Genomic DNA, 13,054 nt, shown 5'->3' with positions numbered 1-13,054 from the left:
GGGGCCATCGGGCGCTCTTCGGTTGAATTAACGGACGCACTATGCTTTGGCTATCGCCATGAAAACGCGTCTTGCCAGCCTCGCCCTGTTGCTCCTCGTCACCGCATGCGGACGGCAGGAGTCGGTTTCCGAAGTTCCCAACAGCGAGCAACTGGCGGCGGATGCGAAGGCCGCTGCGGACGAAGCAGCGAAAAAGTCCGGCGCTTCCGATGCGGTGGCGTTAGAGAATCGCAACTACGTCAATACGCCGCGTGGCTTTTCAATCACATTGCCCGAAGGCTGGGTGCGCAATACGCAGACGTCGACGGCCGAGGGCGTGGTGTCGGAAGATCCGGGCGCAGGCGCGGACGTGCGGGTTTTCTGGTCGGCCAATAGCAATGATCAGGATTTGCGGCAGATCGTCGAAGCGATGAACGACCAGTCCGAAGCTGTCGATGGCGATTTCGTCGGTGAGAACGAATATCGCGGCACTGCGAACGATGGCGAAGGCAATAGCGTGGCCGTTCGTATGGTCCGCAAGAAGGATGGGTCGCTGGTCACCGCGACCTTCGTCTATCCCGAAATGCTGAGCGAGCAGTATCAGGCCATCGGCCAGCGCACGTTGGACAGCCTGCGGGTGTTCGATGCCGCGGTCACGCCGCCTGCCGAAGCGGCCCCTGCTGCCGCGAGTAACGCCGCCAGTTAAGGCGCGACAAGCGCCGCGTCGCGCAGGCCACGCCAGAGGTGTAGCGCCTGAACGGTTTCCGGCACATCATGCACGCGCACCATCTGGGCACCCAGATCCACGGCGCGACTGGCCAACGCCACGGACCCGCCGAGCCTTTGTGCGGCAGGTGCTTCGTTAGACAGGGCACCGATAAGACGCTTGCGACTTCCCCCGAACAACAGCGGAACGCCCAGCCCGGTGAAGAGCGCGAGCCGATTCACCAGCGCCAGATTATCGGCCAGTGATTTGCCGAATCCTAGACCGGGATCGACGATGATCTTGGCTCTCGCAATGCCTGCGGCTTCGCAGGCGGCAATGCGCGCCTCCAGCCAGTCGAACACATCGGTCGCGACATCGCCATAGCCGCTGCGATTCGCGTGGGGATCGTCGCCGGTCGAAGGCGCATGCATGAGGATCACTGGACAGCCGGCGCGGGCCACCACATCCATGCTGCGGGGATCGTGGAGTAAGGCACTGATATCATTTACTATTGTGGCACCAGCACCAAGCGCCGCTTCCATTACCGATGCCTTGCGCGTGTCAATCGATACCGGCACGCCGGAGGCCGCAAGCCGCTCGATGACCGGCACCACGCGGGTGATTTCATCGCCTTCCCAGACTTTCTCCGCGCCCGGACGAGTCGATTCGCCACCGACATCGACCAGCGCAGCCCCCGCCACGGTCATGGCGAAACCGGAGTCGGCTGCCCCCTGCACATCTCCGACATGCTTGCCGCCGTCCGAAAAACTGTCCGGCGTAAGGTTCAATATGCCCATAACCTGCGGCAGATCGAGGCGGATGGTGCGCTCGCCCAGTTGCAGCGCGGGCCGTGGGGCGGCGATGTTGGCGACCAGCATTGTCGCGCGTTCGGCCAGGGGGTCTGGCAGACCGGCTATCCAGTCGGGGAAATGCTCGACGGGAATCGTATCGCGAAATACGCGCACGCCATTGTGGATCGCGACAGCTTCGTAGGCCTGAAACCACAGCATGCTGTCGCCGATGCGGGCGGTGCGACCATCCAGCCCGACAGGCGTATCGACGAATGCGACGGGGCGCAGGGTCAGGCGGGCATCGGCGGGAATGGCGGACTGGATCATATGTCCCGCATTAATGCGATCTGGCGGGCGTAGGAAAGCGCGATTATTTGCCTTTGGCAGTCCCGGCGATTTGCGCGGTCTGAACTGCTGCCCCGACTCTGATCGACTTGAGCGCAGCAAGGCGCGCGCGGAACGCGGCCAGATCGCGACCCGCCAGTTGCGACGTCGTGGTGAAGCTGACCGAGGACGGGTTTACGGTCTGGCCATTGCGATAGAGTTCGTAGTGGAGATGCGGGCCAGTCGAAAGGCCGCTGGACCCGACATAGCCGATCACCTGACCGCGCCGGACGCGCTGACCGGGATAGGCCGCGATCCGGCTCATATGCGCATAGCCCGTGGCCAGACCGCCGCCATGCGAGAGCTTCACATAATTGCCATGGCCGCCATGACGCCCGGCAAAGGCGACCACGCCGTCGGTCGCCGCGTAGATCGGAGAGCCATAGGCGGCGGCAAAGTCGATACCTGCGTGCATCCGGGTAAAGCCGAGGATCGGGTGACGGCGCATACCGTATCCCGATGTCATGCGTCCCGATACCGGTTGCGCCAATACGCCGCGACGTTCGCCGACGCCCGATGCCTCGAACCATTCGGTGCGACCGCCGGTGGTCCATTTGAGCATGTCGATATCCTTGCCCCGCGCCCGTTTCAGGCCGGCGTAGAGCAAGTCGCCGACTTCCACGTCGCCGGTTTCGGCGCGGCGATGGGCGACGATAATGTCGTAGCGATCGTTGGCGCCGATGGAGCCGATCGAAATCTGCTGCATCAAGGTACGCAGAAACGACTGGACAGCCTTGGGCGGTGCACCGGCCGCGCGGGCGGAGCGATAGAGGCTTTCGCCAACCGTCCCCTGAATGCGCAAGGGCGTGTCGTCGACGCGGATGGGAATGCGCTTTGCCTGCAACGCGCCATTCACGCGCGTTACGTCAATCGCGAGATCCAGTCGCGCGCGGAAGGAGAGGCTTTCGAGCGGACGGGGCACCGAACGGCTGATGCGACGACCCAGAACGATGTCCAGCCGAGTGCCAGGCTTCAGCGCATCGCCGCGCAGATCGAGACCGGTGAGACCGATAACCCGACCCGCGTCGGCGCTGCTGACCCCTGCGCGCGATAAGGCGCGGGCGAAGCTGTCGCCATTGCCGATTTGTGCGGTGAGTTCCACTTGCGGGCGTTCCGGCGTTTCCTTGAGCGAGGAAACCGCATCGGTCGCGCCCATATGGCGGCCGCTGTCCGCGCCCAGCGCAAGCGGCGTGATCATCTGGCTGCGCACTTCGTCGAACTGCCGCGCGTCCATGACGGGTTCGCTCGTGCCGGGAATGGGATTGAAACCGGGGGAGAGAGCGATGGCGGACGCACATAGCGCCGTGCAGGTCGCGAGGCCGCGGAACCATGTCAGGCTGCCAACGCGCTGGCCCAGATCGGGGACGAGCTCGACGTCTTCCGCCCAATCCTTCAGGCGGGCGCGCCAGTCGCGGGTGTCGATGGGACGGCCGGGATTGGCAATCGCGCCAGCCAGCCACAAGGATGGCGCAGCGCCACCCTGGGCAGTCCCGAACTCAGACTTCTGAAACAAAACCGGCAACCCCCCGGACCATATTCCTGCCATAGCCCCCGCGCCACGGCATTGGGATTACGCTTGTGAACACATAAGGTTAAAGTCAATTTAACGGATGGACGTCAAACCGCTTTCTGCGGCGAACGGTGCCTTAGCGCCGTCCAATGATCCAAACGGGCGGGAACATAATCCGCGAGCGCACTATGCACGCATCCCCCCTTGCGTCGGCCCGGTCCTTGCCCGACATACGGCCATGGTCCAGTTCGCACGATCCGCCGTTACCGCCGTGCTTGGCCCGACGAACACTGGCAAAACCCATCTGGCCGTCGAAAGATTGTGCGGGCATTCCAGCGGGATGATGGGTTTTCCGCTGCGTCTGCTGGCGCGCGAAGTCTATGATCGGGTGGTGGCGATCAAGGGGCGCGAGAGCGTCGCGCTGATCACTGGCGAAGAGAAAATCTGCCCCCCCAAGGCGCGCTATTTCCTGTGCACTGCCGAGTCGATGCCCGTCGATGGGGATTATGCCTTCGTGGCGCTGGACGAGGCGCAACTGGGCGCCGACCCGGAGCGCGGGCATGTGTTCACCGACCGCCTGCTAAGGGCGCGCGGGCGGGAAGAGACGATGATCCTTGGTTCGGCGACCGTCGCGCCGCTGGTGCGCAAACTGGTGCCGGACGTGGACATCATCAGCCGGCCGCGCTTTTCGACCCTGAGTTATGCGGGAGCGAAGAAGCTGTCGCGCCTGCCCAAGCGATCCGCCATCGTCGCCTTCTCCGCTGAGGAAGTATATGCCGTCGCCGAGATGCTGCGGCGGTTCAGCGGTGGCGCAGCAGTGGTGATGGGCGCGCTCAGTCCCAGCACGCGCAATGCGCAGGTCAAGATGTTCATGGAAGGCCAGGTCGATTATCTGGTGGCGACCGACGCCATCGGCATGGGCCTCAATCTCGACGTAGCACATGTCGCCTTTGCCTCGCTGCGCAAGTTTGACGGGCATCGGACACGCAGGCTCTCGATCACCGAGATGGCGCAAATCGCGGGGCGCGCGGGGCGGCATCATCGCGATGGGACGTTCGGGTCGCTGGGCGGCGAAGGGGGCGATGCGTCGTTCACGCCTGAAGAGATCGAAGCGATCGAAGCCCATCGGTTTCCGCCGCTCGATTTCCTGTACTGGCGCGATGGCGCGCCGCGTTGCGACACGCTCGACATATTGATATCCGATCTGGAGGCGCGCCCCGACAAACCGCAGTTGCGCGCCGCGCCGGAAGCCGTCGACCTCACGGTGCTCAAGCGGATGGCCGACGATCCGCTGGTTATCGAACGCGCGCGCAACCGCCAGCAGGTGAAACGGCTGTGGTCGGCTTGCGGCTTGCCCGATTTCCAGAAACTGGGCGCGGATCATCACGCACGGATGGTGTCGCGCCTGTGGCGGTTCCTGTCGGAAGGTCAGGGCTATATCCCGCGCGACTGGTTCGCGCAGCATATCGCGCGGCTCGACACCGTGCAGGGCGATATCGCCACGTTATCGGGGCGGATCGCGGCAGCACGGACATGGTCCTATATCGCGCATCGGCCCGACTGGCTGGAATATCCCGCCGAAATGGCGGAACGGACGCGCGCGCTGGAGGAAAAGCTCTCGGACGCTCTGCACGCCGCACTGACCCAACGCTTTGTCGACAGGCGTACCGCGGTGCTTTTGCGCGATATGGGGCAGAATATGGCGCTATTGCCCGTCGATGTGGATCAAGATGGATCAGTCAGTGTCGATGGCGAAGCGATAGGACGACTTGACGGATTCCGTTTCTCGGTCGATCCCCTTGCACGTGGTGAAAACCGGCGCATGTTGCTGGCAGCCGCGGAGAAACGACTTGGGGCGATATTGCGCGTGAAAGCGGATGAATTACTGGCGGCACCCGATGCTGCATTGGTGCTTACCCCCGGCCCGACGGGGATGCCGACGATATGCTGGGACGGTATCGAGATCGCGACCTTGCACAAGGGGGCGACGTTCATTGCGCCGGAGATCCGGCTGGACCGCGTGCTGACCGATCTGGGACCGGACATGCACAAGCGAATCGCAGAGCGATTGGCGACGTGGATGACGGCGCAGCAGGAGCGCAACGTCCTGCCGCTCGTCAAAATGGCGGCGGCGGCAATCGACCCCGCCGTGCCACCGGTCATCCGCGCGGTGTTTGCGCAACTGGCCGATGCAGGCGGGGTGAGCGACCGCATCGATATCGACCCGGCCCTCGCGCATCTGGACAAGGAACAGCGATACACGCTGCGCAAGTCCGGCATTACCGTGGGTGTGCTGGATATTTTCCATCCCGGCCTGCTCAAACCCGGCGCGGCATTGTGGCGGATGGCTTTGATGTCGGCGCGGACCGGAAAGCCGATGCTGCCCCTGCCCCCTGCAGGCGCGACGCTGCTGGCGCTGGAAGGTGCGGATACCATCGAAGGCGCGCGGATTGCCGGGTTCCGGGGGTTCGGTGCGCAGCATCTGCGCATCGACATGGCCGAGCGCATGGCCCGCGCCGCGCATGAGACCATTGCGAAGGGCGAGCCGTTCGTTGCGCTCGATCCGCGTATCGTTTCGCTGGGCCTGCTGGAACCGGCTTTCCTCGAACTGATGCGCGCGGCCGGGTTTCGGCCGATCGAAGCCGTAGAGAGCGGGCCGAACTGGGTGTTTCGTGGGCGGCAAAAGGCACGCCCCGCCGAGCGGCCTGCGCGACCCCGACCGCACGGCAGGAAAGACGGACCGCGCCCGGCGGAGAAGCCCACGGCGGCGCCTGCGCCTTCCCCATCGGCAGGGTCGGCTTTCGCCGGTCTCGCCGACTTGCTGGGGCGCAATGGCTGAGCGGGCAGTAACGACAGCAGCGTCCAGCCCGACGCTGCGCATCGACAAATATCTGTGGTTCGTCCGGCTGGCCAGCAGTCGCACCAGTGCCCAGAAACTTGCCGAAACCGGATATGTGAGGCTGAACGGACGCCGGATAGAACGCGCCCATGCACCCGTCCGGCCCGGCGACCTGATAACCTTTCCATTTGGAGAAGCGGTGCGCGTGGTGCGCGTGAGCGCCCTGCCCTTTCGTCGCGGACCGGTGCCCGAAGCACAGGCCTGTTACGAAGAAATTGTTGTGGGGGGCTGATACAAAGCTGCGCGCTATCGTCGCCATTCATATTGACGCAGGCGAAGGGCCGGAATAGCAGGACGACACTGGACCCAGGAAAAGGCCCCCCCAATGACCTATGTCGTGACCGACGCATGCATTCGCTGCAAATATATGGACTGCGTCGAAGTATGCCCCGTGGATTGCTTCTACGAAGGCGAGAACATGTTGGTCATCAATCCCAGCGAATGCATCGACTGTGGTGTGTGCGAGCCTGAATGCCCCGCCGAAGCGATCCTGCCCGATACCGAAAACGGTCTGGAGAAATGGCTGGAGCTGAACACCAAGTTTTCCGCCGAATGGCCGAACATCACGACCAAGGGCGATGCGCCGGCGGATGCCGACGACCATAAGGGCGAAGACGGCAAGTTCGACAAATATTTCTCTCCGGAGCCCGGCGCAGGCGACTGATTTCGCGGCGACATATCGACATTACCAACCTCTTCCTCATGCACATGATGCGTGGGGTGGTAATTTTATTACGAATCTGCTACATGATACGGAGCAGCGGGCGCCTTCGCGTCCGTGTGGAGTAAAATCGTCCCATGATTTTTCGGTGACGTTGCGGATAATGCCGCATGTAGGCCCCCTTTTTGCATGCGGTGACGCAACACCGGTTTCTCCCAGTTGTGATGGAAAGGTTCCAAATGGCTGCCAAAGCGCTGTCCTTTGACGTCGGTGATTACGTTGTTTACCCCAAGCATGGCGTTGGCCGTGTAATAGAGCTGCAGAAAGAGCAGATCGCAGGCATGGACCTGGAACTGTATGTTTTGCGCTTTGAAAAGGAACGCATGACTTTGCGCGTTCCCACCAACAAGGCCGAAGGCGTGGGGATGCGCAAGCTGTCCTCCAACAAGACGCTGGAAGAAGCCATGGACACCCTCAAGGGCAAGCCCAAGGTCAAGCGCACCATGTGGTCGCGCCGTGCGCAGGAATATGAAGCGAAGATCAATTCGGGCGACCTGGTGTCGATCGCCGAAGTGACGCGCGATCTGTTCCGCGCCGACGATCAGCCCGAGCAGAGCTATTCCGAACGCCAGATCTTCGAAGCGGCGTCCAGCCGTCTCGCCCGCGAACTCGCGGCGATGGAAGAAACGGATGAACCCGGCGCGCTCAAGAAAATTCTGTTCATCCTCAACGAGGCTGCACCGAAGTATAACAAGGAAAAGGTCGACTGAGGCTTTTACGGCTTTAGCGATACTGCAGAGGGCGTCCCGTTTGGGGCGCCCTTTTCCGTTGAGGCGCAACGCCATGGCGATTTTGCCTTTACAACCAAATGTCACCTTGTGTATTATAAAGGCAATACAGTTGCAGGAGCAGACGATGCCGAAGTCCCCCATTCTTTCTGCTGCGTTGGCAGCGTCCGTGCTGGCCCTGACAGCCTGTTCGATCAGCAATCCGAGCAGCGGCATTCCGGGTGCTGTGGCGGGCAATGGCGATCTGTCCAGCCTGCGCGATTTCGCAAGCGTGGAAGCGACAGGCCCGGACGACGTCATCGTGACCGTCGGCCCCGCGTACAAGGTGGCGGTCGAAGGCGATGCGAAAGTGCTGGAAACGCTGGAGATCGGCGTCAAGAACGGGACTTTATATGTCGGTCGGAAAAGCCGGATCGGCATTATGTGGAGCAATGACGACGAAGGCGCGACGGTCCGCGTAACCATGCCCGCAATGGCCGCCGCATCGCTGACCGGATCGGGCAATATGAAGGTCGACACGGTGAACGGCGAAAGGCTCGCTTTGTCCCTGACCGGATCGGGGAATATCGATCTGGGCAAAGCAAAGGTGGGGATGCTGAAGGTCGACACCACGGGATCGGGCGATCTGAATATTGGAGGGACTGCCGATTCCGCAACGCTGTCTGCCACCGGATCGGGCGGTATCAATGCTGGCGCGCTGAAAGCGGGCAAAGCCGAGATCGACATATTGGGTTCGGGCAACGTCAAGCTGGCGTCCGACGGCCCGGTCAATGTGAGCATCATGGGATCGGGCAATGCGGACGTGCGCGGCAAGGCGCAGTGTAAAATCAAGGCGATGGGATCGGGCGAAGCGCGTTGCACGGCTTGATGCGACGCCAACGTCACCATTGATCGAGCGGCCCGCATGGGCTTTAACGCTTGGCATGAAGCACATTGCCATCGCCCTGCCCCTGCTTATGGCTGCCATGCCAGCATTTGCCGCAACGCAGGGATACACGATCACGCGATTCGACAGCATCAGGGTGGAAGCGCCGATCCGCGTGACGGTGACGACGGGCACCGGCGTTACCGCCAAAGGCGATGGCGACCGCGACGCACTGGATCGCGTCGATATGCGCGTGTCGGGTAATTTGCTCGTCATCCGGATGAAAGCGCGACAATCGGGCACGAAAGGCGGCGGTGGACCCGTCAGCCTGAAGCTGTCGACCGACGACCTGCGCCGGGTGACGCTGTCTGGCGGCGGATCGCTGACCGTGGACCGGATGCGGGGTCAGCGCGGCGAGATCGTGTTGGGCGGCGGCGGCGACATCACGGTCGGCAAGATCGCCCTGGACGATGTGACCGTGTTGCTGTCCGGCGGCGGGCGAGTGACGCTGACCGGCACGGCGGGACGCGCCGAGATGCGCGTGTCCGGCCCCGGAGCATTGATGGCGGAAGGCCTGATCGCGCGCGACGCAAAGCTGGTGAACGAAGGCACCGGCACCTTGTCGCTAACCGCATCGGGTACGGCGGACATCAGCGCATTCGGGTCGGGCGACGTCGCAGTGCTGGGCAAGGCAGCATGCAAGGTCACACACAATGGCGCAGGGCGGGTGCTGTGCGGAGGCGAAGAACGCTAAAGATCGAACCCGCGTTCAGTTATTGCGGTTGGGTTGCGTTGCCTTCCATTGGCCTGATCACCACGGTTTCCGGGGGTTTGGCTTTTATCGCAGGTTGCAGGGGCTGTGGGGGCGCTGCTGCAGCGGGGTCTCGCAGACGCATGCATTCCGCTTTCGTCGCCCTGGGAATGCGGATGCAATTCCACAAGGCGCGTTGAAATCCGCCCGCAGCGTCATGCATGTAGCTGAAGGCCATGCTGGACAATGCGCTTTCCGGGAGCGGGAAGCCCTGTGGCGCAACGGCTGCATCGTTCCACGCAAGAATGCGGCAGCGGGGGCGCCCGGCACAGAACGCACTCGATACGGCAGGATAGCTGTCCGGCGTTTTGGCGTCCAGCAGCAGGATAAAGGCATTGATCCCCGGCGCAAAGGCGATGAGCTTAGCTCCGCCCACCTGCTTGCCCAGCATATCCGCGCCAATCGCACGGGCAGGCGCAGCGGCCAGCACAGCGGGAGCAGCCAATCCCGGCGTATTGGATGGAAGTCCAAGTATCCCGACCGTCGATTGGTGTGCGGGTGAAAAACGGGCAATCTGTGGGATGATCGGCTCGGTCGTGCTCACGGTCCGTTGAAAGGCGGGCGGCGTTCCCCACCACCCTGCCCAGCGGAAGAACAGATGGGTTTGCACAGCAGCAATCTTGTTCAGGCTGCTGCTCCAGTACGGCACGACCCAGTCGGTATGGTAATGCGTCGCATAGCCGACCTTGGGATAGACGGCACCAGAAAGGGCTGCGCGCGCCACGTCCCGCGCCCGCTCCCACGCTGCAGCCGGGGGCGTTCGGTTCACCAGCGCGCCGTCGCAAGTGAAGGTGAACTGGCATCCGGTGCGCCGTTCCGCGCCCTGAAACACGACGCCGCACACTGTCTTTGGGAAGGCGGGATGGCGCAGGCGATTGAGCACGACTTGCGCCACGGCCTTTTGCCCGGTCGTATCATCGCCCGCTTCATAATATTGCGCCGCCGCCAGACAATCTATGGCGCGGGCCAGCGAATCCGGCGCGCCTGCGAAAGCGAATGGCCTTGCTGCCGGATTGGGTAGCGTGGAAAACGGCACGCGGGCGTTGATGTCGCGCGCTTCGTCGCGTTCGACCGCCAGCACGACCAGCGGCTCGACGGCGGGCGGTGGCGAGGGCGGGCGAAGCGCTATGCTGCGATGATCCCCCGCCGCCGATGCATTGGCAGCGACGCGCGCGGAATCGAAGCGCGCGACAGCGGCGGGCAAACCGGCAAACACCAGCAATGCGCCCGCCGCGCTTATCCAGTTCCTGATATCCTCGCGCATGATGCGTCGCCGCAGTTCCGCTTATTCCGGCAGGAAGTCGGGCACCGACAGATAGCGCTCGCCGGTGTCGTAGTTGAAGCCCAGCACCTTTGCGTCTGCTGGCAGGTCAGGCAGCTTCTGCGCAATTGCGGCGAGCGTCGCGCCGGAGGATATGCCCACGAGCATCCCCTCGACGGTAGCGGCACGACGGGCGAAATCCTTGGCGATGGCCGGATCGACCTGGATCACCCCATCCAGCAATTGCGTGTGCAGGTTGGTGGGGATGAAGCCCGCGCCGATCCCCTGAATGGGGTGCGGTCCCGGCTGGCCGCCGCTGATGACGGGCGACAGGGTCGGCTCCACGGCAAACACCTTGAGGCTAGGCCAGGCCGCTTTCAGCACCTGAGCTACGCCGGTGATATGCCCGCCGGTGCCGACGCCCGTGATGATCGCATCCAGAGGCGTATCGGCGAAGTCCGCCAGTATTTCCTGCGAGGTGGTGCGCACGTGCACGTCGATATTGGCGGCGTTTTCGAACTGCTGCGGCATCCATGCGCCGGGCGTCTTGTCGATCAGCTCCAGCGCGCGCTCGATGGCGCCCTTCATGCCCTTTTCACGCGGCGTCAGGTCGAAACTTGCGCCATAGGCCAGCATCAGGCGGCGACGCTCGATCGACATGCTTTCGGGCATGACGAGCACCAGCTTGTACCCCTTGACCGCTGCGACCATCGCAAGACCGACGCCGGTGTTGCCCGATGTCGGTTCGATGATGGTGCCGCCGGGTTTAAGATCGCCCGATGCTTCTGCCGCTTCGATCATGGCCAGCGCGATGCGATCCTTGATCGAACCGCCGGGGTTCGACCGTTCCGACTTGATCCATACTTCTGCGTCGGGGAACAAACGGCTCACGCGGATATGCGGGGTGTTGCCGATGGTCTCCAAAATGCTGGATGCCTTCATGATGTCGTCTCCTTGACGTCTGTAACCAGGGGGTCTCGGGCTGTTTCGCTCGGCCGTATGTCGGGTGGGTCGAAGCTGCGCGCAAGGCGAATTTCGGGGAATAACTTCGACCATGCAAGCGTTATGACGATCGCGCCGATGCCGCCTGCGATAACTGCCGTTACCGGACCGACCAGCGCGGCGAGAAAACCGGACTCCGCTTCGCCCAATTCATTGGATGCTGAGATCGTCAGTTGCGACACGCTGCCCACGCGACCGCGCATCTCATCTGGCGTATGCAACTGGATCAGCGAGGATCGGACATAGACTGACACCATGTCCGAAATGCCAAGTACCACCAAGGCCGCCAGTGCAACCTCGACAGCGATGTCGTGCGGTAAAAAGGCCGTGAGACCGAAGACGATGGTCGCCAGCCCGAACACGATGACGGCGATCAGCATCTTCATGCCGACCTCCTTTTGCATCGGGCGGAAGGAGAACCACAGGGCCGTTAGCCCCGCCCCGACCGCCGGTGCCGCAGCCAGATGTCCCAGACCCTTGGACCCCACATGCAATATGTCGCGTGCGTAGATAGGCAGGAGAGCCGTCGCCCCCGCGAGCAACACCGCGAAGAGATCGAGCGTGATCGTCGCGAACAGGAACCGGTTTTGTCTCACATAGCTCAGGCCGTCGACCATCTGTCGGATCGGGTGGCGCGTGGTATTGCGCGCAGCCTGTGGGACCGGACCGATGGTCAACAGGCATAGCAGCGCCACGGCATACAACATCGCGCTTAACGCATAAGCGCCCCACGGCGCAGCGGCAAAAGCATATCCTCCCACCGCCGGACCGACAATCATCCCCGATTGCCATGCAACACTGGACAGAGCGATGGCACGCGGCAGAGTAGCCTTTGGCACCAGATTGGGTGCCAGCGCGCCGAATGCCGGACCGTTGAACGCACGGGCAATGCCAACCATGACCGCAATCAGCAGGATGAGCGGCAGAGTAACCCACCCTTCATATGTCGCAATGCTGAGGAGACCTGCTGCGGCCGTCAACAGCAGCAGCGTACCGCGCACGATCATCCGTCGGTCGTAGTGATCGGCGACCCAGCCGGTAACGGGGGTCAGCAGGAACAGCGGCACGAATTGTGCCAGTCCGATCAATCCAAGCTGCGCGGCTGCGGCCTGCGTGCCCATCGTTTCACGCGCGATGTTGTACGCCTGCCACCCCAGCACGATCATCATGCCGTATTGCGCCAGCACGGCACATACACGCCCCAGCAAATAGGCGCGGAAGCTGGGGAAACGCAACGGATGGTCGGGGGCGAGCGCAGTCATTTCTGTGGCTCTAGGCCGTGTAGTCAGGTTGCGGCAACACCGTATATTTTTTCAGTGACAGGAGCGCTGCTTTCATCGCTTCGTACAAATCGACAGTTCTTCCGTCAGTGCAATAATGTGGCATGGTGCTGTAAT

General features: G+C 62.8%; 12 protein-coding genes. 7 read left to right on the top strand and 5 right to left on the bottom strand.

The genetic code is table 11. The features are described from left to right. The first annotated feature begins 58 nt into the window (after positions 1-58). Positions 59-685: a hypothetical protein gene (locus QMG56_RS00660; RefSeq protein WP_281820578.1), complete on the top strand. Its 627-nt coding sequence runs from the start codon at positions 59-61 to the stop codon at positions 683-685. Here the strand turns inward: QMG56_RS00660 and folP are convergent. Further along, entirely contained in the window at positions 682-1,803 is a 1,122-nt protein-coding gene (folP, locus tag QMG56_RS00655) for a dihydropteroate synthase (protein WP_281820576.1), read from the bottom strand. The two genes, QMG56_RS00660 and folP, sit on opposite strands and share 4 nt — an antisense overlap. Positions 1,804-1,846: 43 nt before the next feature. Continuing rightward, positions 1,847-3,406, bottom strand: coding sequence for a M23 family metallopeptidase (locus QMG56_RS00650; RefSeq protein WP_281820574.1), 1,560 nt, complete (start codon positions 3,404-3,406; stop codon positions 1,847-1,849). Between the two features lie 202 nt (positions 3,407-3,608). Here QMG56_RS00650 and QMG56_RS00645 point away from each other — a divergent pair, with 202 nt between their 5' ends. From QMG56_RS00645 to QMG56_RS00620, 6 genes are all read left to right on the top strand, one after another. Continuing rightward, entirely contained in the window at positions 3,609-6,209 is a 2,601-nt protein-coding gene (locus QMG56_RS00645) for a helicase-related protein (protein WP_281820572.1), read from the top strand. Next, positions 6,202-6,501: an RNA-binding S4 domain-containing protein gene (locus QMG56_RS00640; protein WP_281820570.1), complete on the top strand. Its 300-nt coding sequence runs from the start codon at positions 6,202-6,204 to the stop codon at positions 6,499-6,501. Before QMG56_RS00645 ends, QMG56_RS00640 begins: the two co-directional genes overlap by 8 nt. 93 nt (positions 6,502-6,594) lie before the next feature. Continuing rightward, complete coding sequence (fdxA, locus tag QMG56_RS00635) at positions 6,595-6,933, top strand: ferredoxin FdxA (RefSeq protein WP_230189800.1); 339 nt, start codon at positions 6,595-6,597, stop codon at positions 6,931-6,933. Positions 6,934-7,169: 236 nt separating this feature from the next. Continuing rightward, positions 7,170-7,700: a CarD family transcriptional regulator gene (locus QMG56_RS00630; protein ID WP_230189799.1), complete on the top strand. Its 531-nt coding sequence runs from the start codon at positions 7,170-7,172 to the stop codon at positions 7,698-7,700. A 145-nt stretch (positions 7,701-7,845) separates the two neighbouring features. Further along, positions 7,846-8,586: a head GIN domain-containing protein gene (locus QMG56_RS00625; RefSeq protein ID WP_281820569.1), complete on the top strand. Its 741-nt coding sequence runs from the start codon at positions 7,846-7,848 to the stop codon at positions 8,584-8,586. Positions 8,587-8,641: 55 nt separating this feature from the next. Next, positions 8,642-9,337 (top strand): head GIN domain-containing protein, encoded by a 696-nt coding sequence (locus QMG56_RS00620; protein WP_281820567.1) that lies wholly within the window; start codon positions 8,642-8,644, stop codon positions 9,335-9,337. A gap of 19 nt (positions 9,338-9,356) precedes the next feature. On the opposite strand, the gene QMG56_RS00615 is transcribed toward QMG56_RS00620, so the two are convergent. The 3 genes from QMG56_RS00615 to QMG56_RS00605 are packed head-to-tail and all read right to left on the bottom strand — an operon-like array spanning position 9,357 to position 12,919. Further along, on the bottom strand, positions 9,357-10,658 hold the full coding sequence (locus QMG56_RS00615) for a cell wall hydrolase (protein WP_281820565.1): 1,302 nt from the start codon (positions 10,656-10,658) through the stop codon (positions 9,357-9,359). Positions 10,659-10,679: 21 nt separating this feature from the next. Beyond that, positions 10,680-11,597 (bottom strand): cysteine synthase A, encoded by a 918-nt coding sequence (gene cysK / locus QMG56_RS00610; protein WP_281820563.1) that lies wholly within the window; start codon positions 11,595-11,597, stop codon positions 10,680-10,682. Beyond that, entirely contained in the window at positions 11,594-12,919 is a 1,326-nt protein-coding gene (locus QMG56_RS00605; protein WP_281820561.1) for an MFS transporter, read from the bottom strand. The genes cysK and QMG56_RS00605 overlap by 4 nt, the downstream gene beginning before the upstream one ends. Positions 12,920-13,054: the final 135 nt, after the last annotated feature.

The organism is Sphingobium sp. BS19, assembly GCF_027925545.1.
Taxonomy (GTDB): Bacteria; Pseudomonadota; Alphaproteobacteria; order Sphingomonadales; family Sphingomonadaceae; genus Sphingobium.
Note: the sequence above shows the minus strand (reverse complement) of the source record. Positions and strands in the feature narration are given on the sequence as shown.